At 42.2% G+C, this 24,530-nt stretch carries 19 protein-coding genes; 13 read left to right on the top strand and 6 right to left on the bottom strand.

Features of this window, described 5'->3' with window-relative positions:
• Window positions 1-9 precede the first annotated feature (9 nt).
• Window positions 10-927, top strand: coding sequence for an N-acetylglucosamine kinase (locus MHH49_RS22055; protein WP_076100313.1), 918 nt, complete (start codon window positions 10-12; stop codon window positions 925-927).
• A gap of 96 nt (window positions 928-1,023) precedes the next feature.
• On the opposite strand, the gene MHH49_RS22060 is transcribed toward MHH49_RS22055, so the two are convergent.
• The gene (locus tag MHH49_RS22060; protein WP_076100315.1) at window positions 1,024-2,232 is read right to left on the bottom strand and encodes a GNAT family N-acetyltransferase; all 1,209 of its coding nucleotides are present in this window, start codon (window positions 2,230-2,232) and stop codon (window positions 1,024-1,026) included.
• A 328-nt stretch (window positions 2,233-2,560) separates the two neighbouring features.
• Between MHH49_RS22060 and MHH49_RS22065 the strand changes: the two genes are divergently transcribed.
• The 3 genes from MHH49_RS22065 to MHH49_RS22075 all read left to right on the top strand — a co-directional run bounded on the left by MHH49_RS22065 (window position 2,561) and on the right by MHH49_RS22075 (window position 5,452).
• Window positions 2,561-2,755 carry a hypothetical protein gene (locus tag MHH49_RS22065; protein ID WP_249267671.1) on the top strand — a complete coding sequence of 65 codons (195 nt, stop codon included), beginning with the start codon at window positions 2,561-2,563 and terminating at the stop codon, window positions 2,753-2,755.
• A 407-nt stretch (window positions 2,756-3,162) separates the two neighbouring features.
• Window positions 3,163-4,251: a DUF1648 domain-containing protein gene (locus MHH49_RS22070; protein ID WP_038572069.1), complete on the top strand. Its 1,089-nt coding sequence runs from the start codon at window positions 3,163-3,165 to the stop codon at window positions 4,249-4,251.
• Window positions 4,252-4,462: 211 nt separating this feature from the next.
• Window positions 4,463-5,452, top strand: a complete 990-nt coding sequence (locus tag MHH49_RS22075; RefSeq protein WP_341138482.1) for an aldo/keto reductase family protein — start codon at window positions 4,463-4,465, stop codon at window positions 5,450-5,452.
• Between the two features lie 8 nt (window positions 5,453-5,460).
• Here the strand turns inward: MHH49_RS22075 and MHH49_RS22080 are convergent, their stop codons facing one another.
• On the bottom strand, window positions 5,461-6,360 hold the full coding sequence (locus tag MHH49_RS22080; protein ID WP_341138483.1) for a LysR family transcriptional regulator: 900 nt from the start codon (window positions 6,358-6,360) through the stop codon (window positions 5,461-5,463).
• Between the two features lie 177 nt (window positions 6,361-6,537).
• Between MHH49_RS22080 and MHH49_RS22085 the strand changes: the two genes are divergently transcribed.
• Window positions 6,538-7,371, top strand: a complete 834-nt coding sequence (locus MHH49_RS22085; RefSeq protein WP_038572064.1) for a sugar phosphate isomerase/epimerase family protein — start codon at window positions 6,538-6,540, stop codon at window positions 7,369-7,371.
• Window positions 7,372-7,568: 197 nt separating this feature from the next.
• Window positions 7,569-10,685, top strand: coding sequence for an ATP-binding response regulator (locus tag MHH49_RS22090; protein ID WP_341138484.1), 3,117 nt, complete (start codon window positions 7,569-7,571; stop codon window positions 10,683-10,685).
• Here MHH49_RS22090 and MHH49_RS22095 read toward each other — a convergent pair.
• On the bottom strand, window positions 10,672-11,217 hold the full coding sequence (locus tag MHH49_RS22095; protein WP_341138485.1) for a CDP-alcohol phosphatidyltransferase family protein: 546 nt from the start codon (window positions 11,215-11,217) through the stop codon (window positions 10,672-10,674). The two genes, MHH49_RS22090 and MHH49_RS22095, sit on opposite strands and share 14 nt — an antisense overlap.
• Window positions 11,218-11,383: 166 nt before the next feature.
• Between MHH49_RS22095 and MHH49_RS22100 the strand changes: the two genes are divergently transcribed.
• A complete protein-coding gene (locus MHH49_RS22100; RefSeq protein WP_341138486.1) occupies window positions 11,384-12,517 on the top strand; it encodes an SGNH/GDSL hydrolase family protein in 1,134 nt (377 codons plus the stop codon).
• A gap of 68 nt (window positions 12,518-12,585) precedes the next feature.
• On the opposite strand, the gene MHH49_RS22105 is transcribed toward MHH49_RS22100, so the two are convergent.
• From MHH49_RS22105 to MHH49_RS22115, 3 genes are all read right to left on the bottom strand, one after another.
• Window positions 12,586-14,271, bottom strand: coding sequence for an ABC transporter substrate-binding protein (locus MHH49_RS22105; RefSeq protein WP_036688689.1), 1,686 nt, complete (start codon window positions 14,269-14,271; stop codon window positions 12,586-12,588).
• 105 nt (window positions 14,272-14,376) lie between these two features.
• On the bottom strand, window positions 14,377-15,987 hold the full coding sequence (locus MHH49_RS22110) for a response regulator transcription factor (RefSeq protein WP_036688687.1): 1,611 nt from the start codon (window positions 15,985-15,987) through the stop codon (window positions 14,377-14,379).
• Window positions 15,988-15,991: 4 nt separating this feature from the next.
• Window positions 15,992-17,803: a sensor histidine kinase gene (locus MHH49_RS22115; protein WP_036688684.1), complete on the bottom strand. Its 1,812-nt coding sequence runs from the start codon at window positions 17,801-17,803 to the stop codon at window positions 15,992-15,994.
• Between the two features lie 144 nt (window positions 17,804-17,947).
• Here MHH49_RS22115 and MHH49_RS22120 point away from each other — a divergent pair, with 144 nt between their 5' ends.
• From MHH49_RS22120 to MHH49_RS22145, 6 genes are all read left to right on the top strand, one after another.
• Entirely contained in the window at window positions 17,948-18,904 is a 957-nt protein-coding gene (locus tag MHH49_RS22120) for an ABC transporter permease (protein ID WP_036688682.1), read from the top strand.
• Window positions 18,905-18,919: 15 nt separating this feature from the next.
• Window positions 18,920-19,792: a carbohydrate ABC transporter permease gene (locus MHH49_RS22125; RefSeq protein ID WP_036688680.1), complete on the top strand. Its 873-nt coding sequence runs from the start codon at window positions 18,920-18,922 to the stop codon at window positions 19,790-19,792.
• A gap of 317 nt (window positions 19,793-20,109) precedes the next feature.
• Entirely contained in the window at window positions 20,110-20,757 is a 648-nt protein-coding gene (locus tag MHH49_RS22130; protein WP_094901181.1) for a FusB/FusC family EF-G-binding protein, read from the top strand.
• 283 nt (window positions 20,758-21,040) lie between these two features.
• Window positions 21,041-22,393, top strand: coding sequence for a sodium-dependent transporter (locus MHH49_RS22135; RefSeq protein ID WP_036688675.1), 1,353 nt, complete (start codon window positions 21,041-21,043; stop codon window positions 22,391-22,393).
• Between the two features lie 261 nt (window positions 22,394-22,654).
• Window positions 22,655-23,326 (top strand): GntR family transcriptional regulator, encoded by a 672-nt coding sequence (locus MHH49_RS22140; RefSeq protein ID WP_341138487.1) that lies wholly within the window; start codon window positions 22,655-22,657, stop codon window positions 23,324-23,326.
• 21 nt (window positions 23,327-23,347) lie between these two features.
• A complete protein-coding gene (locus tag MHH49_RS22145) occupies window positions 23,348-24,508 on the top strand; it encodes an amidohydrolase (protein WP_341138488.1) in 1,161 nt (386 codons plus the stop codon).
• Window positions 24,509-24,530: the final 22 nt, after the last annotated feature.

The following is a 24,530-nucleotide window of genomic DNA, read 5'->3' on the forward strand; positions in this document are numbered from 1 at the left end:
GACATAGGTATGGCATTTATCGTTGGAATTGATGGGGGTGGCACGAAAACAGCTGTCACCATTACGCATGACCAGGAAGACTCTTTATTCACCTTTACTGTAGGGCCTATTAATTATAACGGTGGTGATGCTGATGCTATTGCCGCTTCCTTTGAGAAAATTTTTAGTCAAATGAAGCTCTACTGCAGTAATTTACAAGAAGTTGCTCATATATGTATAGGTGCGGCAGGAATAAGTAATCCGCTGGTCATCAATTTTTTGGAACAGCATGTGAGAAATAACGGTTATATCGGGCCATTAACGATTACTGGCGATCAAGAAACCGCATTATACGGGGCACAAAATGCAATGCAAGGCATCATTCTCATTGCCGGTACAGGATCGATTTGCTTTGGGGTCAATGAAAAAGGAGAGCAGCATCGCACAGGAGGTTTTGGTCATCTGATTGATGACGAGGGAAGCGGTTATAGTATTGGGCGCGATCTATTATCCGGATTAGTTCAAGTGGAGGACGGAAGAATAACCGATACGGTCATCCCAGCGATGGTATATGAGCAGCTTGGATTAAGCACTGTGAAAGAGATTATTGGCTTTGTTTATGATAAAAATACGACGAAAAAAGATATTGCGCAGCTCGCACCGATTATGACGACCGCATGCGAGAAGGGCGATGCACATGCAATAGCGTTAGCGGAGAAATGTGCAGCCAATCTATATGAGCTTGTTGTGCCTGTTATTGAACGGCTTAAGCTATATGAAAGTCCGATTGCGATTGCAGGAAGTGTGCTGCAAAAGTCTCGCTTTGTGAAAGAAGCCTTGGAGCGAAAGCTCGCACAGAGCTACCCGCAAACAAAGTTGATTTTGCCGATTAAGGATGCAGCCTACGGTGCTGTCCTGTTAGGAAGATCAAAAAAGAACAACGACTAGTTTTTGTCGCTATGGAAAAATAAGGGTGTGTCATAAGTCCGAGCAGTTGGACTTGCGACACACCCTTATTTTAAAATGGTAGGAATCAAAAATGGCTTAAAATTTATCAGTCAAATAAAACACGGCTTGTTGTTTCGGAAATAGAGCTTGAAGGATGTTAGCGTGCTCAGTACTGTCCTTTGCTGCGCCTGCTTCATTATAGCCGAACATGATATAAGTCATTAGCTCGCGTTCATCTACTTCTATTGAAGTATAGGGATTGGTATGATTACTAGCATCGGAAACAGAAAGCTGCTTTTGCTTATAATCCAAGTAGATACAGTCCTCATTACTGCGAAGTGCAATATGCAGCTCCTGGTCTGCAATTATGTTGCTACGGTTTAGGCGATCTTCTAATTCAGGTTGAAGCTTATGGAAAGTTGAACTGAGATTGATCATTTTCCACATCGCCATATTGATTTGAATTGAATTAGCTTGATGCTGTTGGTAATAGGAATATAGCTTATGGTCCTCTGGGAGCATCGCTAATATTTGCTTTGCATTTTGACGCAGCTGACATAAGGCATGAAACAAAGCTTCAACGCCGTTTTCGGCTTCGTTCAAATACAATAATTCATTAATAAATACTTGTTCAGTATCTTTCTTTTCAATGATGCCATAAGCGACGATTTTTCCATTTCTGCGAAGGAGCAAGCAGTCAACTTTCTTCCATTCCGGCCAGGTCAATAAATCATTCCAATACGTTCTACTTCGGATCACGGTGTAGGTACGATTCTTATTGAATTGTTCATAGATGAAACGGATATCATCAAGATAACAGGCTTCAAAAGGAATGATTTCATCACTGTTTTGCTGCTGCTCCAAACTTGCTGGTTTTTCAATTGCGAAAGCAGTCTCCGGAATAAGTCTCCAGCCAGCCTTTTCATAAAACGCATGCTTGCTAGCCAAAAGCAAGCTTATATCATAATCGGTTTCTTTCATATAGTTGGTCTGCGCATGAAGAATTTTGTGTGCAAGCCCCAGCCCGCGGTAATTTAGATCTGTACCGACACTCCCCATTGCACCTGTTTTCAAGATCGCTTGACCGACTCTGATATGAAACGGGAAAATTTGTACATTGGATGCAATCTTACCGTCTACCATCGCAAACCATGTTGTATCTGGATCATATGTGGTGTCGAGGTCTAATCTTTCTTGGAAAAAAGCTCGGCCTACGGAAAAGCATTCATCTAAAATATCGTAAATCTTTTCAAGCTGCTCTCTAGTTGGATGGTTCATTACGATGATGTTTGGTGTCGTCGTCATCTTTCATTTCCTCCTGCGCCGTAATGTTGGGATAAATTTAATAAATGAAAAAAAACGGTTTTTTTTGAAATTTAATTTCTTAACTTATAGTTTAATGTTGAAAAAAAAATTCGTCAATAATGGAACGTGTGGAATCATAGATAAACCGTTCAAGAACTTTTTGTGAAAAATCGGAAATATTTTCATACCAATGATTCCTGCATTTGTTGGAGCGGGTTTAATTGCGGGGAAGTATGATTTCGCAAATTGAGCTAGACTTAAATGAATTGCCAGAATCAGAGAAAAAGTAGCGGAGTACATTCTTGCAAATGCTAAAGAAGTGCTGCATATGACCATACATGAGTTAGCGACAAAAGCGGAGGCAAGCAGTGCGGCGGTTGTTCGTTTTTGCAGGTCGCTAGGAATAGATGGTTTCCCTGCACTGAAAATCCGATTATCAGCGGAAGTAGAAAATACGCCGTATGTTGGCTATTTTGATGTTGAATCGAATGAAACGGTGCATTCTATCATTGATAGTGGATGAAATGAAGCGTCCGATTTATCGAGCGATTGTAGAGAAATATCTTAATGGAACAAACCTGAGCAAGTACTATATTAAGCATGGAAGGACTTATTTATACTCTGACGAAGTAATCCGCACCATTGCAGATACGAGGCGAGTCCTTTACCTACACAGAATTTCAAACAGATGTACTTGCCATAATTCAGTTGTCAGATGAGTAGCTCTGCGTAGCAAAAAAACTGGATAAATTGTTAATTTCACCCCTATATTCACTAAAATCGATTATAATAAAATTTATGTTCAAGCCGATTACCTATCCTAAGTTAATAGGATAATCATACGCAAAAAGGCATAGTGATGAATCGCCTATGCTATAAGGGTTATAGAGTTTTCAAATACACACTTATGTATAAGAGGAGGCGAATGATATGACGATAATGCCTGTTATAGTAATGATCTTAGTATTTGTACCTGCCATTGTACTCATGGTAAGCATGCCTTATTTAACAAGAGAGACGATTAGTTTTGGGGTCACCGTCAGCCCTGTACAATTCCATAGTGAGCCTCTGCGCCAGATGCGGAAGTCATATGCTAGGATTAGTGCTACCTTACATACCATCCTATTCATTATTTGTATCCTCTGTCTAATATACGGTGATGAACATTCCAAGCAACCAAGTTGGATCATTGTCACTTATTCACTCGCCATGGTCGTAATCTCCCTAGTCATAAACATTAGCTATTATTTCAAAATGAAAAGTTTACTACCTATGCTGCCTATTGCTCTGGAACCATCGATCATGGCAGTGGACACTGGATTTCGGAAAAGAAACATTGGCTTGTCTAATAAATGGTTCCTCATTCATGTTTTAATTATTGTTGTTACTATTGTAAATGTGCTACGCAACTACGATCTGATTCCTGATCAGATTCCGATCCATTACAACAGCAGTTGGAACGTAGACGGCTATGCAGCTAAATCTTATAGTTCTGTGTTTATGCCTACGATCATGCAAGTGTTCATAACACTTTTGTTCATATTTGAGAATTGGAGTATTCGCAGAGTGAAGCAGCAGGTTCAACCCAATGATCCTAACCGTTCCATCAGACAAGACGCAACTTACCGCCGTACTTGGTCATATTTTATGCTTACAGCAAGCTTCTTAATAGTTATCCTGTTTTCCGTCGTGCAACTAAATATGATATCTCAGCTTAACATGAATTTCGCTATCCCTATTATCCTAATCATAATAGCCCTTATCATCCTATACGCCTTGGCCTTAACGTTCTGGGCTGGTCAGGGTGAAAGCCGCTTGGAGCGATCTGCCGATAGCTCCAATGTCAGACCTGTCCATGATGATGAAAAATGGCTATTAGGTATGATTTATTTCAATAGCAAAGATCCAAACCTAATCGTCAAGAAAAGGCTCGGAGTCGGCTGGGGATTAAATTTCGGTCACCCAGTAAGCTGGCTGTTTTGGCTCGGAATTATTGTACTGTTAGTTGTGGTGCGGTAACAAAGCTTGGAGGTTAATACTCACCGGAGTATAGACGAAGTTAGAGTTTCGAAACAGAATATTTACCGAAAAAAACGCCTAAAGGGTGTTTTTTTATTATCTTTAAGTGTCTCAGTAATATCTATTTTGAATTAAACTGCATATTAAAGAGTATTTCTCGTATTAATATCTCTTTGTTACAATCAGATTGTTATCTAAAGGAGGGTATAAAATGAACTATCGCAAATTAGGAACTAGTGGCTTACATCTAAGTGAGATTGCTTATGGTAATTGGATTACACATGGTGCTCAAGTGGACAATGATACTGCCCATGCTTGTGTTCGCGCTGCATTGGATGTAGGGATCACAACATTTGATACTGCAGATGTATATTCCGATACGAAAGCTGAGATGGTGCTGGGCCAAGCATTAAAAGGAGTGCACAGAGCTGATATCGAATTGTGTACCAAGGTGTGCCATCCCACAGGGACGGGACGTAACGCAAGAGGTCTGTCTCGCAAGCATATTATGGAGGCGTGCCATGCTTCACTGAACAGATTACAGACCGATTATATTGATATCTATTATGCGCATCGCTTTGACGCAACAGTATCCCTTGAAGAGACCTTTTTGGCTTTTTCGGATCTGGTGCGTCAAGGTAAGGTTCTCTATGTCGGGATAAGTGAGTGGACGGCGGATCAGATAGCAGAAGGTGCTATTTTGGCGAGGGAATTGAAGGTGCCATTGGTGGCTAGTCAACCTCAATATTCGATGTTATGGCGCGTGATGGAGACGGAGGTAGTTCAAGCTTGTGAGCGGGAAGGGATTGGACAGGTGGTCTGGTCACCGCTTGCTCAAGGGATTCTTTCAGGTAAATATATGCCAGGGCAACCATTGCCAGAGGGTTCTCGTGCTTCAACCGCTGCGGGCTCACCATTTATGAATAAATTGGCGGGTCAGTGGCTTCGGACTGAGGTGCTTGAGGCGGTCTCGAATCTCTCTTCCATCGCCAGTGAAGTTGGGTTGACGCTTCCGCAGTTGGCTATAGCATGGGTGTTGCAAAATCCACAAGTCTCATCTGCAATTATTGGGGCATCCAAGCCTGAGCAAGTAATAGAAAATGCCAAAGCTGCGGGAGTTCGTCTGGATAGGGAAGTTATGATGCAAATCGATAGGGTGCTAGAAGGACTCGTTGAACGTGATCCTAGAAAAACGGGCTGAATATTATATCATTCACCATTAATAACTTCTGAACTCATTTGTCCTATGATCTCTAGTAACGCGGATAAGGAGGCACGATCGCAATCGGTTCTCCAAGCGGCATAAAGGGGAATCGATGGTGTGCTTTCTTCAAAGGCACGAAATACGACACCTTCGCGCTGAAAAATAGCAACGGAAGAGGGAACAATAGAAACTCCAAGATTAGCAGCTACCAAATTTACAATGGTGTACATCTGAATGGCTTCCTGTACAACATTCGGATACATGTCGTGTTGGGCGCAGAAGCTCATAATGAGGTCATGAAAAGGAGCTCCTAAATGACGCGGGAACGATATAAACGGCTCTAAAGCTAAAGAGCAAATGGATAACACCGGTAATTGAGATAGGTGATGCTGCTCTGGCAAAACGGCAATAAGCGATTCATTGACTAAGGGACGATGGTCGATATGTTTGCCCGACTCTGTATAACGTACAAATCCAATGTGAATCGTTCCTTCATGTAAAGCCTGCCACTGCTGAGCAGACGTCATCTCATGTAATCTGAGTTGTACTTGGGGATAACGTTCCCGAAACATTTTTAACATATTAACCAATACTCCACCAGCTGCAGAATCTATAAATCCAATGTTCAAATGTCCGATAATTCCTTGATCGACTAATTGTGTTGTTTTAATAGAGCGTTCCAGTTGAGATAAAATGGATTTAGCCTCTTCTAGAAATACCGCCCCCGCTGGCGTGAGACGAACTTGTCTTTTGTTCCGTTCTAATAGTTTCACACCAATTTCATTCTCCAGAGCTTGAATTTGCTGGCTTAAGGGAGGCTGTGTCATATTTAGCTTCTCTGCTGCACGGTTAAAATGCAGTTCCTCTGCTACTGCGATAAAGTATTGCAATTTTTTTATGTCCATACTTTTCATTCTCCCTTGAAATGCTTCTTCAAGCAAGTATAAGGATCTTTGAAGAAAAATGAAAGGAATGACATGTCCTTTGAGGTGTTTTATTCGAGTGCCAAATGCGCTAGACTTGGAATGGGTACCCAGAACAATGATGTACTGTTTGATTGGTCATAAAGGGGGAGATCTACGATGATAAGAGGATTAACAACAGCAGGTTTGGGTGAGATTAGTTCCAATGAAGAATACATCAGACTTGCGAGCCAATTCGGGTTTCGGTCCATAGACGTCAATCCATTAGAGTTGGTACAGCAATATGGCAAGGATGGGGCAGTTCAATTGTTGGAAAGTCATGGCGTCATGCTAGGATCTTTTGGTTTAGAGGTAGATTGGCGCACGACAGAGGATAGCTTTAGGGAGAGTCTGAAATCGCTTACCCAGATGGCTGAGGCCGCTGCTGACTTAAAGTGCACCACATGCTGCACATATATTTTACCTTCGACTGATCTTCCGGTCGCACCGTTTATGATTGCAGCCACTAGACGTTTAAGACTATGTGCAGAAATATTAGGCGCTTATGGTATTTCGCTAGCCTTAGAGTTCGTTGGCCCTCATCACTTACGTACACAATGGGCAAATCCGCTGATCTGGACGATGCATGATACGTTGAACTGGATAGACACCATTCAAGTGAGAAATATCGGCTTGTTGCTGGATTCCTATCATTGGCATACAAATGGATTAACAAGTGAGGATCTGCTGAAATTACAACCGCATCAAATCGCGTATGTCCATATCAATGATGCTAAACCTCTGCCCATAGAAGAATTGCTTGATTTTGATCGATTGTATCCAGGGGAAGGGGCTATTGATCTTACAGGCTTCCTGGGAAGCCTTACAAAGATCGGGTATACCGGCGTTATCGCCCAAGAAGTGCTGGCACCAGCCTCCGCACACAGTTCATCTGAATTATTTTCCCGTTCCAAAGCAGGTTTCGATAAAGTATTCTCATTGCTAGAAATCTAAACACATCGAACTCTACATTAGAAGAAGCGTTAAGGAAGGAATCAACTATCTGCTCTATGGGATAGTTGATTTTTTTCCTCTAAACATAGGATTACATACGTCTATAGGCCTCTTAATATAGTATAATCATACTGTATTGCTCAAAGTTGGAGATAGGGATATAGCACTATTAAATACTATTGACGAATGAGGAGTCTATGAGAACTTCGGAGAATAAAATTAAGTTAAGTCATATGTTGTACATAGTAGTATTCATCTGCCTGCTGATTGCAATACGCTGGAGCTGGTACAATCATTTTACTCTGTCTAATCCTCCTGTAGTGGAGCAAGGTGTGCTCGATTTGCGGGGAGTAGACCTTGAATCACTAAGCTCTTTTCCATTGGATGGAGAATGGGAGTTTTATCCTGAACAATGGGTGAATGCCGCCAATGTGGATAGCGTTTTAAAAGGCCAAATGCTTCAGGTGCCGGGTAACTGGAGTACCGCATTTAATCCTTCAGAGCAAAAAAAGGCATATGGATACGGAACTTATCATATGCGTATTTTGCTAGATCAACCCTTGTCTGAGCCGCTAAGCTTTTGGTTCCAGTCCATCTATACTTCTTCTGAAGTGGAGATCAATGGAACAGTGCTCGCACGGTTTGGTGTGTTATCTGACGAGAAGGAAGAGCATGTTTATGTGACGAAAGCATTCTTAATCAGTTATACACCTACAGATCAGAAGCATCTGGATCTATTTGTTCGGACGTCAAACTATGAGTCTCCACTAAAAGGGGGCATAATTCGGTCCGTGGAGTTTGGCATTCAACATGAAGTAGACACTATATACTGGAATTCCATTGGCTTGCAGCTAGTCGTAGGGGTCATGCTTCTTCTACATGGGTTGTATTTATTGATTATCTATCTGATGGATGTACGAAAAACAGAGCTGATTATTTTTTTCCTCATGATGGTCGCTGCGGCTGTATCCATTGGGGTTGAACATAATGGACTAATGTTCCGGTTTCTTCATGTTGATTTTGCCTGGATGTTGAGGTTAAAGGTTCTTTCGTATATAGGGTTTTGTCTATTCCTTTTATTGATGGGAAGAGAACTATTGGGGAATCGACGGAAAGGCAAGGCGTTTTATAGTTACATCCTGTCAGTTCTCATTTTTACTTTATTTATTATTGTAGGTCCTGAAGAGGCAGTGTTATATATCATCGGAAAAGGGTATTACATGATCCTGTATTACGTTCCAGTGTGTTGGACGGTATATTATTTTTGGAAGATGGTATCCTTACGAGCTGAAGGTGCTCTATTTTTATTGTTTTCAGTGTTAGCAGTACTAAATAATATGTTGTGGGGGGCTGTCTACTATGCCAGTAGCTCACAATTTATGTTTTATCCCGTAGATTTAATAGCTGCCCTTGCCGCATTTTCCGCCTATTGGTTTAGGAGATATTTTCATCAATCCCATCAAAATGTGTTACTGAACGCTCAATTGGCGGAATCCAATAAATTAAAGGACCGTTTTCTAGCCAATACGTCACATGAGCTGCGCACTCCACTGCATGGGATTATGAATATTGCCCAAAGTGTGTTAACAAGAAAAAAACATGTGCTGGATGAAGAGAGCCAGCGTGACATGGAATTGCTAATTATGGTCAGTCGCCGGATGTCGCTTATGCTGAATGACTTGCTTGATGTTGTGCGATTGCAGGATAAGCGGATTGTGATGAATATAAAGGTCTTGCAAGTGAGGTCATTGGCTGAAGGTGTACTGGATATGTTACGCTTCTTAACCGGTGGGACGAAGGTAGAGCTTCGAATGTCTATAGATGAGAAACTGCCTCGTGTTTATGCGGATGAGGAGCGATTGGTGCAGATTCTGATTAATTTAGTTCATAACGCACTAAAGTACACCGAACAGGGAAGTGTTGAACTGGCCGCAGAACAAGTGGGTGGGGATGTATGGATACATGTTACGGATACAGGAGTAGGCATGGATGAAGCTTTGAAAAAGCGTGTTTTTATGCGCTATGAACAAGGGGCTTACGGTCAAGGCGGCATTGGGCTGGGACTAAGCATCTGTAAGGAGCTGGTCGAACTGCATGGCAGTGAATTATTGCTGCAATCGCAGCCGGGTCAGGGAAGTAAGTTCAGCTTCAAATTACCTGTAGCCAAAGGGAGCTTGCAGTCATCCATTCCGGATGTCTATGCAGAAAAAGATTCGGATCCATTGTCACCATTCAGCACGTGGATAACTGCTGAGAAATCAGCTATGGTGGCTGCCACCTATAATACAAAGGAAGTAGAGCCACTCTCGAAGCTCGATACAGACGCTGATATCATACATGTGCTGGCAGTTGATGATGATTCGGTCAATTTAAAAGTTTTGCAAAATATTTTATCAGATGGAGCTTATCGGATTGATACAACGACTTCAGCCCGTGAGGCGCTGGATATGTTGCATCATGAGCAGTTCGATTTGGTTATCGCTGATGTGATGATGCCGGGCATGTCTGGTTATGAATTGACAAGATTGATACGCGAGCGGTTTACGATGTATGAACTTCCTATTATTCTATTGACCGCCCGGAGTGAACAGGAGGATGTCTACGCAGGTTTCTTGGCTGGCGCTAATGACTATGTAACCAAGCCAGTAGATGCCATGGAATTGAAGTATCGTGCTTCGTCGCTCACTTCTATGAAGCAAGCAGTCAATGATCGTTTGAGAATGGAGGCTGCTTATTTACAAGCGCAGATCCATCCACATTTTCTCTTTAATACATTAAATTCGATTATGTCCTTGAGTGATTTTGACACTGTCAAAATGAAAGATCTTTCAGATGCGTTCACTACTTATCTGCGGATCAGCTTTGACTTCTTAAATGCAGGCAAACTTGTTTCGCTGTCGCAAGAGCTGGAGCTGGTCGAGAATTATGTATATATCCAGCAGCAGCGTTTTGAGGAGAGGCTGCAAGTTGAATGGGAAGTAGACGCGAATCTCCAGCTTCTAATTCCTCCGCTGACGATTCAGCCACTGGTCGAGAACGCCGTCCGGCATGGGATCTTAAGTCGGGCAAAAGGTGGAACCTTGTGTATTCACATCGAGACACATGCGGAGGCTGTTCATTTTATCATTGCAGATACGGGGATTGGAATGGATGAAGCTCAAGTCAGCAAGTTATTACAGCCAAAAAGTCTTAAGGATCAAGGAATTGGTCTCCTTAATACCGATCGGAGATTAACACAATTATATGGACAAGGCTTGAAGATTCAAAGTATTTCTGGGGTGGGAACTACGGTGTCTTTCATTATTCCTGATTAGGATGGTTGTAAAACCATCCTTTTCTGTCTAGCTGTAATTGAGTGGATGTGATTTGAATGATCAATTCTTCCACGGCGGATAAGGTTGCAACTATACAGACATTGGTTGTCCAAATGGTGTGGTTACTATGGCAAAGCCATATAGGAGTTACAAATAGGAGGAGCCCGGTGAGTTTATTGCCGTAGGTATGGATGCTTGCGTAAGTTTTGAATCTGCGAAGGGCAATCCCTATCGCTGTTAAGCGGATGACCGCGATCAAGAAGATCCATAGGATGAATTCGAGTGTGAGACTTAGAAGCGGATACAAAGTAAATAAGCTGATCCCGATTAGTATTGTGTCGGCAGCAGAATCCAGCTTTGCTCCGAGATGACTTGTTGTGCCTGATTTTCGGGCAATTGGACCATCTATCAGATCGGTGACTCCGCAAAGGATATAAATTGCAAGAAAGGGCGAACTTAGGGGCTCGAAGAATAACAGCATGATTGCCAAAATAATTCTGCCAAGTGTAATACAGTTAGGTATAACTTTCAACTTCAATCCCACCTTTGTTCATGACCTCATTTAATTCTATTGTACCAGAGGCAGAGTATATGCTATATGCTATATGCTATTTGGAAAAGGATTATAAGATAGTATTGAAGAAGTAGTGAAGTAGAAGTGTAGATTAGGATTCTAGTAGTAATTTAGGAGGGATTTTATGAAGCAGAATACAAACTTAAAGGTACATACATTAGCTGATATCGAACATCTGAAAATTCACGGCAGAACAACAGGTTTACTTTCTCCACTAACGTTATTTTGGACAGGCAGTGCGGTCGAATTAAATGTTAAAAGTTCTGAGCTATGGCTTGAAGTAGAAGCAGATTATGATGTTTATGAACCTTGGATTAGCATCCTGATCAACTCCGTTCCTGTAAGCAGACAAATGTTAGTAGCAGGCCGGTATTGGATTTGTGTATTTAGAGGCATGAATGATCGTGTTGTGAAAAATGTCCGTATTGTAAAAGATGTGCAGGCAATGAGTGGAGACTCTGGCTGCTCTTTGCAGATACATGCGGTGAAGATGGATGGGGAATTTCTGCCCGTTGCGGACAAACCCCACAAGATAGAGTTCATAGGTGACAGTATAACATCCGGAGAAGGAAGTATAGGTGCCAAGGCTGAAGAAGACTGGATTCCAATGTGGTTTAGCGCCATTAACAACTATACTAGTATGACGGCAGATGCTTTAAATGCAGAATATAGAGTTATTTCTCAAAGTGGCTGGGGTGTCCTTACTAGCTGGGATAATAATCCGCACGGTAATATCCCTGATGGTTATGAACAGGTTTGTGGTCTTCTAACTGGAGCAAAGAACGAAGCTTTAGGAGCTTTTCAAGAACACTCTTTTGAATCCTGGCAGCCAGATGTTGTGGTAGTTAATCTAGGAACAAATGATGGGGGCGCTTTTCAATCGCCAGAATGGAAAGATGAGGTAACAGGGGAGAGCCATAAACAACGCTTAAATGAAGACGGGACCTATCATGAGGATGATATACAAGCTTTTGTCGATGCCGCCGAGAAATTTCTGATGAAGCTTAGAAAAAATAATCAACATGCACATCTCGTATGGGCATACGGGATGCTTGGTATCCCCATGATGCCGGCGATCTACCGAGCGGTCGATGTTTATAGCAAGAAAACAGGGGACAAGCAGGTTTCAGTGTTGCAGCTTCCAAATATGACGGATGAGACCATAGGGGCAAGAAGTCATCCGGGAGCATTAGCTCATGAACAAGCGGCAAAAGAGTTGACGGGGTATTTGAAAGGGATTCTAGCGGGCGAAAGTTAATGATGAATTCATAAAAAAACAAGCCGGAGCGTAAGGAACACGCTCCGGCTTGTTTTATTTACTTTAGTCTATTTGGTGGATACAGACTTGAACCATTCGTTAACTTCTTTGGTGATTTGGTCACCACCATTTGCTTTCCAGTTGGAAACAAAGGAGTCAAAGGCATCTACTGGAAGCTTGCCGTAAATGATTTTGTTGAAGGTTTCCATTTCGGATTGACGAAGCAGATTCCATTTGGATACCATCGTTGGTGTCGCAGCACCAGTGAAATAGTTCTGTCTACGAATGTCTATTTGCGACATAACAACTTTTGCAGCGGCCCAGTTTTCCGGTTTACGGAACTCAGCCATTTGTTTTTCATAAGGAGTTACAGGTGTTTCACCATCAGCAAGTTTAACCAATGTCTTCATGAACAGATCAGGAATACGAGCCGGTCCAGTTAAGAAAGGAAACTCATTGGAGAAGTCTTTAATCTTCTCTTTATCACTAGTAGGCTTTCCATCAATCATGTCCCAATCGTAGCCTTTAGCAAAGCCGTATTCAAATTCACTACCAGCTGCAGGATTAGCTAGGTTATCAAGCAAGTAGTTGTAGTATAAGAAAATTGCTTCAGGGTGCTTAGCATCTTTGTTAATCATGATACTAGCGTTTACCCCAGAGTTCTGCCATTTGGTACCGATGAGTCCGTCTGGACCTGCTGGAACCGGATAAGCTTTGATCTTCGCTCCAGGTACATTTTTCATAAGATCGGGAGCTGGCCAGTCTGGAACCCAGTTTGCCCCTGGTAGAATACCTGCGGCGCCTTTTGTCCAGCTTTCAGCAGATTTACCTTCATCCCAAAGTGCGGAGTCTGTGTGAATATAACCTTTTTCCATCCACTCACTAAGCTTAGCAAGGGCTTGTTTAGCTCCAGGATTTATGGAACCGTATTCTAGATTGCCGTCGGCATCTTTATTCCATTGTTCTTCAATCGTACCGTAAGCACCGAATAACCAGTCTAGTTGGCCCATCCAGGTGTTTGTATTGTTTTTCAAAGAAATCGCAAGTGGGAAAACATCTTTAGGTGCTAGACCGTCAGGGTTTTCGTTCTTGAATTTGTCCATAATGATCTCAAGATCGGCGATTGTTTTTGGAGCTTGAAGGTTCAGCTTTTCCATCCAATCTTCCCGTAACCAGAGAAGGGTATCGTCATTATCGGTATATTCAAGGATCGGCATATTGTATTTCTTACCGTCTTTTGTGAATGGATACCAAAGTTCTGGGTGTGCTGCAGCATGATCTTTTAGAATTTTATTAGCATACTTGTCAAACAACTCATCGATAGCAATGAACTGACCGGAATCAATCAGTTGATTGGTCAACACTGCATTGGTTGGTACAGAAACGAAGTCAGGCAGCTTTTCGCCAGAAGCAATGGCAAGCTGAAGCTTTTGTCTGTATTGATCGTCATTGGCAGGATACCAAGTATCTTTATGCTTCATGCCCAGTGTTTCCAGCATCCAGCGATCGTGAACATTGTTTTCTTTTGTATCGCCTTGAACATATTTCTTCGGCATCAATACCGAACTGAACTCGATGGGTGGATCGTATTTACCTTTTTCAAAAGCAGCATCTGCTTCAGATAAACTAGTCTCAGACGATGTGGTATTGTTTTGTTTGGCGTTTTCATTATTTCCGCCGCCACTGCCACAGGCTGTGAGTGTGATAAGTGCTGTGACCGTTAACAACGACCACATTTTTTTGAACTTGATCATTCTTTAATTCCCCCTACTGTGTATGATCTTTACAAGTGTAACTTTAACAACTAGTCGGGGATGGCATCTATATGAGATTTTTAGTTTCGATAGGACTCTATCATGCTATTTATTATTGTCTCGATATTCCTGCGGTGTTACTCCGAACTGTCGTTTGAATACTTTTATAAAATAAGCAGGGTCCATATAGCCAATCTCCATGCTGATTTCATAGACTTTTTTAGAAGTGGTTTTCAGCTTATGGCAGGCCCGATCCATGCGCAGGCGCGAGATATAATCGCTTATTCCTTCACCCGTTTCAATCTTATAAATTTTTGATAAATGAGTCGGATGGAGGTTTACATGGTCAGCCAGAACCCGTAATGAAACATCTAAATGCAGGTTTTTGTCTGTGAAATCTTGAATCTTTTTCACATATTCAGACCTGATGTCCTTAATTTCGTTAGACGTTCCTTCTTTCAATTTGCTCAGGATGCTGAGGGACCATTTTCTAAGTTTACCGATGGTCGAGAACGCTTCACCGCTTTGCAACCAACCGAGATCGTCTCCCACTAAGTTAGCTAGAGTATGTCCATTTCGGTGTGCGAGATTCGTGAAGGATGCAGTGATTAAAAAACCTGCCTCCATGCAATGCTCCCACGATTCAGACCATTTCTCATCCAGCTCCGCGCAGACAGCGAGTAGTTTCTCTTCCGCAGCATCCCAATGCCCACTTTCAAGCAGGTGAATTAGTGTCGGCGGGGTGTAAAGGGCATCCAAAGGTCCTTGGGTGGTGGAAGGTTCAAATTCGCTGACCCGCATTACGAATTCGCGCTCGTCTCCCACGATCTGCCGGAAATAAGCTGTAGCCTGACGGAAACGGCTCGACACCTTCTCGGGAAACTGGAACCACTCGGTGATTACTATGGACAGGGAACCTTTCAGAAATTGCTTAACCTTATACTGAAGCTGTAAAGAAAGCTTTTCTAGGATGGTTTCTTTGCCGATGTCGGATCCTTTCTCTTTAAGCTGAAGCAGAAACACAAGATATCCATGTTCTTCTTTAACGCCCCAGACCTGCATGAATTCACCCATAATCTCTTCAGCCATATTGATGATGGCATATTCAATTAAGGTTTGATCATTATTGTTATAATGGCTAAATTCTTCTTCCATGCGTACAAGCATCAAAGCGCAATCGCCAGAATGGAAGGGCAAATCATAATTTACGAGCTTCCGTTCCCATTCGCCAGCTTGAAATTGATGACCTTGCAAGGCATCAAGCAGCAGTTGACCACGTAAAAGCGGCAGATTTTCCCGTAGGGTAAACTGGGTTCGTTTAAGCGAACTGATAAGTTCCCATTCTGTGTTCAATTGTTCGATGGCAGTTTTGACTGCACCGATAATTTCATCATCGGTAGGTGGCTTAAGCAAATAATCGACAGCATTATGCTGGAGTGCTTTTTTGGCGTAATCGAACTCCGAATGGCCTGATAAAATAATGCATTTAATCTTTTTATCACGTTTTCTTATCCGCTCTATTAATTCAATTCCCGTCATTTCGGGCATTTGGATATCCGAGATCACAATATCAATCGGGTTGGTATCGATAATTTGTAGCGCCTCACGTGCCGAATACGCTTTATGCACCTGTTCAATTCCTAGCGTATGCCAGGGTTTAGTCATGGCAAGATTATCTACCCAGTGCGCTTCATCGTCTACTATAATCATTTGCATGTTGTTATTCTCCTTGATGATTCTTAAATTTAGAATATTCATCCTCCGTAGGGATTTCCCAGATAATCTCTGTTCGGAAACCTCCAAGAGGGGATGGTTTAAAGGTTAGACAGGATTGATTACCGAACAGGTGCATGATCCGCTGATTCGTATTCCAGAGCCCACAGCCCATTTCTTCCTGCAATGGCTCCTGCATTTTACGATTCAAAGCTTCTAACTGCTCCGGATTCAAGCCAGGCCCGTCGTCATCAATATAAATCTTGCAGAAGCCGTTCGAAATCTCACCACTAATGCTAATCTCACCCGATGAATACGATTTGGCCACTCCGTGAATGACTGAGTTCTCCACAATAGGCTGAAGCATTAGACGTGGCACAGACTGGCTTAACATGTTCTCAGGGATTTCGATATGATAATCAATTCTGGCATTGCGCAGCTTTTGAATATCCAAATAGTTGACGAGCAGCTTGATTTCTTCATCCAGTGACGCGGTTTCCCGTTCCATTCGGGTAGTATAACGATAGTAAGCACTTAAATTATAAGCCATTGAGACAACAGCGTCCTCATCCTTCATCTGGGCCATATTGATAATATAACCAAGGCAGTTATAGAGGAAATGCGGATTGATTTGCGCCTGCAGCTGCTTAAGTGTAGCTTCGCGGGCACGGATTTTCTCATTGAACACATTCTCTATCAGGTCTTGAATTTGATGGGACATATCATTAAAGCGATGGAATAGAAACGAAAACTCGTTCCGGCCCTCGTTATGAAGACGTACAGAATAATCTCCACGCTGCACGCGCCGTAAGCCTTTAATTAGCTTTTTGATAGGGTACTGAACATTTCTGTATAGTAATATGGAAGCGGAAATTCCCATAACAAACAGCAAAATCATCGAGATATAGAACAAATCCTGACTGAGCGAAATGGGTTTTAGGATTTGATATAGAGGGACAACATCTATTAAATTCCAATCCAAATAGGAGGACTTCACAGAGCTGACCAGGTAGTTCTTGCCATTGAGTTTGACTACATCCTGCGTAGTGTTCTCAGGTGAGTGTTTATCCAGGTAACGAATGAGTTCTTCAGATAACTGCTTGTCCGCACTGCGATTCAGAATCGGAGAGTTCCCTTTATGATAGAGAAAAGGATCACCTTGTCCACCTTCCTTGTACGTATCCAGCATGTTCTGAATATTCTCATAACTGAAGCTGGCTTCAATCACCAAGTTGCTTCCCGTCAACATCCCCGGCTGAGCTAAGGAATCTGTATAGAACCAGTAGAAGGATTTTAGCTCGTCTTTAGATTCCAAGCTATGATCGCCATACGTCCATTTTCCACTCATATTTCTTTTTAAGTAATCCTCATCATACCCAAATGCTCGATTGTAGTTGGAGATGACATCTTTATTTTGCTGTGAATGTACGGCATATCTGGCAGGCCAAATATCTGCAACCCCGGATTGAAGCACCATCTTTTCCTGAATGACATACCGGGTTTGCATCTGATCATATCGATCAGCCCAAATGTTTAATCCGTTGAAGGCTCTGACATTTGGATCTCTAGAAAGGATAAGGGTGAAGTCCATCATCTGATTAATACGTGAATCAATTTGACTGGACAGAAAAGTGAGCTGCTTCGTATTGGACACCTGCAGCTCTTTACTCACAACATCGTAGGTGACGTTATTTGAAAAGGTATACATGATAATGATGGGGATGAACAAGAGTATGATCAGGCAGTTTATTTTGGCAAACAAACTAAACCGCGATTGTGTTAATTCTCTCAGGGATGTAAAGCGCTTCCAAATATTCATAAATGTACCCTCCAGATGATGTCCTAATAAAACCATATCAAGCCTAACAATGTTATATAGTCAAACCTGAGAAACGCCTGATACTATTTATAGCAGAGATCCCCATCACACACAAAATATTTTTTTTGGGAACAGGAGAGAGCTATGGAGGCTAATTCAATACAGCAGGTAGGCCTGGAAAATAAACCAAGTATAAAAAGAAAAAGAAAAAAAGGCTATAAACAACCATGGGTGCTCCACTTCATGGTATTACCGGCGGCAATTATGGTTTTTATTTTTTCTTATATCCCCATGTCAGGAATACTCATGGCATTTCAGGATTATAAGCCTGCATTAGGATTTTTTGATTCCGAATGGGTCGGACTTAAGCATTTCAGGTACATGTGGGAGAACGATTATTTCCTGCAAATTACTTGGAATACACTGTTTTTTGCTTGCTCCAAAATTGTTTTGAACCTGATTATTCCTTTTATATTCGCCTTGTTGCTCAATGAGGTAAGGAATATGGGTCTTAAAAGATCTATTCAAACACTCGTCTATCTACCGCATTTCTTGTCTTGGGTTACCCTTTCAGGAATTCTGATCGATATCCTAGCACAAACAGGGATCGTCAATCAGTTTATTTCGTCCGTTTTCGGCATAAAACCGATCTTTTTTCTAGGGGACGGCAACTGGTTCCGATTTACCATCATAGCCAGTGATGTTTGGAAAGAATTTGGTTTCAACACGATCATTTTCCTAGCTGCGCTATCCGGCATTAATCCATCACTTTATGAAGCTGCTGAAGTGGATGGGGCAGGTCGCTGGAAGCAAACGATGTATATTACCATACCAGCACTTATTCCAATTGCTATTGTAATTGCGACCTTGGCACTGGGCAATGTATTGAACGCCAACTTTGACCAGGTATTTAACCTATATAGTCCTTTGATCTATCAACAAGGGGATATCATTGATACCTTTGTGTACAGAGAAGGTCTTCTGAGCGGACAATTCAGCTTTGCGACCGCAGTTAATCTTTTTAAATCGGCAATTAGTTTAATTCTAATCGTTATTTCATACCGACTTGCCTATAGATTTGCAGGGTACAGAATTTTCTAGAAAGGATGACAACAAATGTACCATAAAACCCTTCCATATCGAATATTTAGCATATTCAACAATGTGCTCCTAACTATCCTTTCGGTGCTCTGCTTGCTGCCATTGTATCACTTACTCATGGTATCTCTTAGTGCGTCCGCCCCAGCCAATGCTGGATTGGTCACCTTTTGGCCAATTGGCTTTACTTTGGAGGCCTATGCAAAAACTTTTAACAACACTAATTTTCTTACATCCCTGTGGGTGTCGGTAGAGCGGACAATACTAGGAACAGCACTTGCACTGGTAGTAAATACGGTTGCAGCCTATGCTCTTTCTAAGGAAACTAGAGTTTTCCGGGCGCGTAATATCTATCTTTGGTATTTTGTCGTAACCATGTTGTTCAGTGGGGGTCTGATTCCGGGATATATCCTGATTCTAAAGCTTGGGCTGATGAATTCTTTGATGGCACTTATCCTACCTGGATTGGTTGCCGTATTTAACATCATTTTGCTGCTGAACTTCTTCCGTGGTGTACCTAAGGACCTTGAGGAAGCGGCCTTTATTGATGGGGCAGGACATTTTAAGACCTTTTTGAAAATATATTTACCAGTCTCCTTACCAGTCATTGCAACGGTTTCCCTATTCATGATGGTGGGTCATTGGAACTCTTATTTTGACGGTATAATCTATATCAGAGATTCGGATAAGCTGCCGCTGGCGACGTTTATGCAGACCATTATCGTTCAGGCAGATATGTCTAAGCTTGATCCGTCAGCCGTAGCTAACTTATCTCAACGTACCATACGGGCTTCACAGATTTTCATAAGTGCGCTACCGATATTGTTGGTTTATCCATTCCTGCAACGTTATTTTGTAACAGGGATCGTAGTGGGCGCTGTAAAAGAATAGTCAAAAAAGAGGGAGTTACTGGACTAGTCCATGTAGCTCCCTTTTTTTGTAGGTATGGCATGCAAAATAGACACCCGAGATGAATTGCGCCTTCTAAAATACGGTGCTATACTTTTGGCATGAAATATGCTCGGAGGTGGTACAGTGCTAATGTTGAAATGCCCATTAGCTAGAAGTTCCTCACGCAAAGCCTAATATAGGGCGATACTTTGCGTGAGGTGCGATGGATGGATATATCGCCCAACTTAATTTTATCGTTTCTATAAATGGGCTTTGCACCTTATGAACTTTTAATATAAATAAGGGGCTGAAAAGCGATGTGTACACCATTTATTAGAAACCATCAATATAACTTAATTAAGAAACAAACGAAATTTGTTCTGCATACCCTGCGAACCGTTGCGGATCGCAGAGTCTTGGAGACTGTAAGATATAGTGCTGCTACGAACATTATTGAGGCATTTCCTTCTCTTACGGAGAATCACATGCAGATGCTGGAACAAATATCGACCTTCGAAACTGCAGAAGATTTCCAGAGGTATCTTAGCGAATTAGAACCATACCTAGAGTCATATCCGACGATTACGCTGAAGCAGATTCAGAAGCTATTCCCTAAGAATAAGAAACTGAAAGTACCTGATCTACAACTCATCGACTATCGCAACATAACATATTTGAGTTGGATAGATATTGCCAGTAATAAATTATTCATTATCTATCCGTACGAAGGACAGTTCATTGGTATTGAGGGTAGAATCACACCAACGCACAAAAAAGGGTACTGCATGTTCTGTAATCGGCATCATGAGCTGGCATTCTTTTATGTTAAGACCAAGAATGTGAACGTTTCGCCGGATAATATTTCTGCTGTGGGTCAATACGTATGTCTGGATAATCTGGAATGTAATCGGAGCATAACCGATACAGCTAAGCTTGAGAGGTTCATTCTCTCTGTCCGCAAATAATGTTTAGAAAAGGCTCCCTTAGAGGGAGCCTTTTTTGTTAAAAGATATCGTCAGGATATAGACAATTCGTTTTATTGAAGCAATGGGGCGGGACATTTGTGGATATAATGAGAAAGGGGAGTTAGTAGTATAATTCTTCGTAAGATTCAGTGACTGAATGAATAATATAAGCGTTTACAAACAGAAAATTTGAGTAGTTATAAGAATAGTCAGAAAATTTCCATATGACGTGCTTTGTTACTTAAGCTATAATGAGGTCTAAAAAAGAAAACGGGGCGTTATAATGAATCAAATTAAGGGTAACAAAAATCTTCTCTCGGAGAAGGAGGAACGCTTCTCTTCCGCGGGCTTTATTTTTGCCGCCATCGGCAGCTCGGTTGGGCTAGGGAATATGTGGAAGTTTCCTTATATTACAGGAGAAAATGGGGGGGCAGCTTTTTTCCTTCTTTTCATCGTCTGTTTGGTGCTGATAGGGTTACCGGTGCTGTTGGCAGAACTGGCTATCGGACGCAGCGGGCGTGGTAGCGCGGCGACCTCTTTTATGCGGGCTGGAGGCGGGAAGAGTTGGTTTGCAGCTGGAATGTTGCAGGTGCTTGCGCCGTTTTTAATTCTCTCCTTTTATATTATTGTTGCTGGCTGGACGCTGAACTATTCGATGATTGCTTTTAATGGACAACTATTCAGCACTACTGATTATGCAGGCGAATTCAATTCGTTTGTCTCCGGATATATGCCGATCGTTTGGCAGGGGATAGCCATTTTAATTACGGCGGGTGTAGTCATCCTTGGCGTATCAGGCGGAATTGAGAAATTTAACAAAGTATTAATTCCTGGTATGGTCGTACTCCTTGTAGTGTTAATGATTCGCGCGGTAACCTTACCGGGTGCATCCGCAGGGGTATCCTTTTTCCTAAAACCGGACTTTTCAGTGTTGACAGCGGAATCTGCGCTAGTTGCATTGGGACATGCCTTCTTTTCATTATCGCTCGGGATGGGGATTCTCCTGACATACGGATCTTATGTTGATAAAAAACAATCGCTGGGTACCGCTGCCATCGCAATCGGTGCGGGAGATTTGTTATATGCTTTTATCGCAGGCTTGATTATTTTTCCGACGACGTTCTCATTTGGTATTGCTCCTGATCAGGGGCCTTCGCTGATTTTTATCGCTTTGCCAGCCGCTTTCTCGGCTATGCCTTTTGGTGCGCTCTTCGGCGGTTTGTTCTTTATCTTGCTGGCGATTGCTGCTCTAACCTCAGCTGTATCGCTGCTTGAAGTGCCTGTATCCTTCACAATGGAGCGCTGGAATTGGAGCCGGAAACGTTCGGTTTGGATTTTGACGCTGATCTGTTTCCTTCTTAGTATTCCTTTAGCGATGTCACTGGGAATGTTCCCGGAGCTAACGATTGGTGGCAAATCTCTATTTGATGGGCTGGATTTTATCACCTCTAACATTATGCTGCCACTTGGAGGTCTGCTGATTACCATCTTCGCCGGTTATTTCTGGAAAGGTGCAGCGGAAGCCGCTGGACTACAGGCACGCTGGTTCCGTGTTTGGCTGTTTATGCTCCGTTATGTGGCGCCGATCCTAGTGTTCCTAGTGCTGCTCCATACCTCGGGGATTATTTCCTTCTAATTCTGAAATTTATTTATTCAAAAATAGCTCTACGACCCTTGTTGGTTGTAGGGTTTTTTTGTGTTGAAAAGAGGGGATTAGATTGATTTTTAATTCCTACTTGACTAGGTGGAATAATTGGAATATAGTATAAAAAAGCTTGAACGGTATGGAAGGGAATGTAACTAACTAATCAATCCTTAACTAATAATTGTATACAATTATACAAATATATTATTGGGGTTCGGACCCCACATATTATCGATGAGGAGCAGTATAGAAATGGCCATACGATCACGAAGGTTATCAAAGGATAATACCTACTATGAATTAAAACAAAAAATTATTGATAGCGAGTTTGAACCGAATCAACCTGTAAATGAAGAAAATTTGGCGACCTTGCTCGGAGTCAGCCGCACACCTCTAAGAGAGGCGATACAGAGATTGGAGAACGAGGATTTTCTGGTTCGACAGCCAAATGGAAGACTGCGGGTAGCTTCAGTAACCCGTAAAGAGGTTGAAGAAATATTTCTTATTCGCAGCATGCTTGAAGGCTATATTGCAAGAAGTGCAGCTAAGCATGCCACAGAGAAAGATATTGTGAACTTAACGACGATGATTACAAAAATGAAACACTCGTTCCAGCTTGGTGATAATCAGAATTTTGTTACATATGGATTTGAGTTCCATGATTATTTATCAGAAATCAGCGAACTAAAAACCTTCGAGAAGGTTCTGAATCAATTAAGAGATCATTCGCTTCGTTATTGTCGATTCGTCTCTATGCATGGGGATTGGAACACACAAGCGGATGAAGAACATGATCTTATTTTACAAATGATCGCTGCTAAAAATGAAGATGGTGCTGAAAAAGCCATGCAAGATCATATTTTAAGCAGTCTATCGACTGCGCTTGATCGCATCAAAGGGATTGAAGAAAAGCTGGAAGCATAACGAAAGGGGAGTACATCACCTATGAAACCACTAAATGAGGTTGAGCAAGCTTTAGCTAATCAATTAATAGAGGTTCGCAGAAACCTGCATCGTGAGCCTGAATTAGCGTATGAAGAGTTTAAAACCACAACAAAATTACGGGAATGGCTGACCCAAGCCAATATTCACATCCTTGACTTGCCTTTACAAACCGGACTCATCGCAGAGATCGGGCAGGGTCACGGACCCATAGTGGCCATTCGTTGTGATATTGATGCACTTCCCATAGAGGAACAAACTGAATTGTCCTTTGCCTCAGAGATCCCAGGAAAGATGCATGCCTGTGGTCACGATTTTCACACGGCTACTATTTTAGGTGCTGCATTATTATTAAAGGCTCGTGAAAGTGAATTACCTGGAAAGGTTAGAGTATTGTTTCAACCCGCGGAAGAAACAGGGCATGGGGCGGAAAGTGTCTTAGCCTCGGGAGGACTCCAGGATGTGGCGGCTATATTTGGTCTCCATAATTCACCTGACTTGCCTACAGGAGCTTTTGGAACAAGAACAGGAGCTTTAACAGCCGGTGTTGACCGGTTTGAAATTACAATAAAAGGTGTCGGCGCTCATGCTGCTTATCCTGAAAAAGGTGTGGATACGATTGTAACTGCGGCTCAAATCATTACCGCTCTACAAACCATCGTAAGTCGTCAAAACAGCACCACGGAACCAGTAGTGTTAAGTGTTACCCGAATTAATGGAGGCTTCACATGGAATGTATTGCCGGAAAAAGTCGAATTAGAAGGTACAGTAAGAACTTACAATGAAGAGATTCGCCGCAATATTCCGATACAAATGACTCGTCTTATCGAAGGGATTGCTGCGGGAGCTGGGGCAGAGGCAGAGTTACATTGGTATCCAGGTCCACCCGCAACGATAAATCATGGGGAATGGGCGGACTTTACCAAAGAGATCGCCTCAGATTTCGGCTATGAAGTACATGATATTCCTCCACAGATGGGTGGAGAAGATTTCTCTTTTTATTTACAACAGATACCGGGTGCTTTTGTGAATATAGGATCAGGTCCAGCCTATCCCTTACATCACCCTCGTTTCGATGTTGATGAAGCTGCGATATTACCAGCTGCTAAGTATTTCGCTTTATTGGCAGAACAAGCGCTGGTGAAGCTGCAAAAGGAAGCTTAATCCTATATATGATTGAGGGGAA

The sequence above is a fragment of the Paenibacillus sp. FSL F4-0122 genome (assembly GCF_038002845.1).
GTDB classification, from domain to species: domain Bacteria; phylum Bacillota; class Bacilli; order Paenibacillales; family Paenibacillaceae; genus Paenibacillus_AQ; species Paenibacillus_AQ odorifer.

Bases quoted from the DNA above. Each gene is read 5' to 3' on its own strand.
- MHH49_RS22130 (WP_094901181.1), top strand. From the start codon at position 20,110: ATGTGTACACCATTTATTAGAAACCATCAATATAACTTAATTAAGAAA.
- MHH49_RS22145 (WP_341138488.1), top strand. From the start codon at position 23,348: ATGAAACCACTAAATGAGGTTGAGCAAGCTTTAGCTAATCAATTAATA.
- MHH49_RS22100 (WP_341138486.1), top strand. From the start codon at position 11,384: ATGAAGCAGAATACAAACTTAAAGGTACATACATTAGCTGATATCGAA.
- MHH49_RS22115 (WP_036688684.1), bottom strand. From the start codon at position 17,803: ATGAATATTTGGAAGCGCTTTACATCCCTGAGAGAATTAACACAATCG.
- MHH49_RS22080 (WP_341138483.1), bottom strand. From the start codon at position 6,360: ATGGACATAAAAAAATTGCAATACTTTATCGCAGTAGCAGAGGAACTG.
- MHH49_RS22075 (WP_341138482.1), top strand. From the start codon at position 4,463: ATGAACTATCGCAAATTAGGAACTAGTGGCTTACATCTAAGTGAGATT.
- MHH49_RS22125 (WP_036688680.1), top strand. From the start codon at position 18,920: ATGTACCATAAAACCCTTCCATATCGAATATTTAGCATATTCAACAAT.
- MHH49_RS22070 (WP_038572069.1), top strand. From the start codon at position 3,163: ATGACGATAATGCCTGTTATAGTAATGATCTTAGTATTTGTACCTGCC.
- MHH49_RS22060 (WP_076100315.1), bottom strand. From the start codon at position 2,232: ATGACGACGACACCAAACATCATCGTAATGAACCATCCAACTAGAGAG.
- MHH49_RS22120 (WP_036688682.1), top strand. From the start codon at position 17,948: ATGGAGGCTAATTCAATACAGCAGGTAGGCCTGGAAAATAAACCAAGT.
- MHH49_RS22090 (WP_341138484.1), top strand. From the start codon at position 7,569: ATGAGAACTTCGGAGAATAAAATTAAGTTAAGTCATATGTTGTACATA.
- MHH49_RS22140 (WP_341138487.1), top strand. From the start codon at position 22,655: ATGGCCATACGATCACGAAGGTTATCAAAGGATAATACCTACTATGAA.
- MHH49_RS22085 (WP_038572064.1), top strand. From the start codon at position 6,538: ATGATAAGAGGATTAACAACAGCAGGTTTGGGTGAGATTAGTTCCAAT.
- MHH49_RS22055 (WP_076100313.1), top strand. From the start codon at position 10: ATGGCATTTATCGTTGGAATTGATGGGGGTGGCACGAAAACAGCTGTC.
- MHH49_RS22105 (WP_036688689.1), bottom strand. From the start codon at position 14,271: ATGATCAAGTTCAAAAAAATGTGGTCGTTGTTAACGGTCACAGCACTT.
- MHH49_RS22135 (WP_036688675.1), top strand. From the start codon at position 21,041: ATGAATCAAATTAAGGGTAACAAAAATCTTCTCTCGGAGAAGGAGGAA.
- MHH49_RS22110 (WP_036688687.1), bottom strand. From the start codon at position 15,987: ATGCAAATGATTATAGTAGACGATGAAGCGCACTGGGTAGATAATCTT.
- MHH49_RS22065 (WP_249267671.1), top strand. From the start codon at position 2,561: ATGACCATACATGAGTTAGCGACAAAAGCGGAGGCAAGCAGTGCGGCG.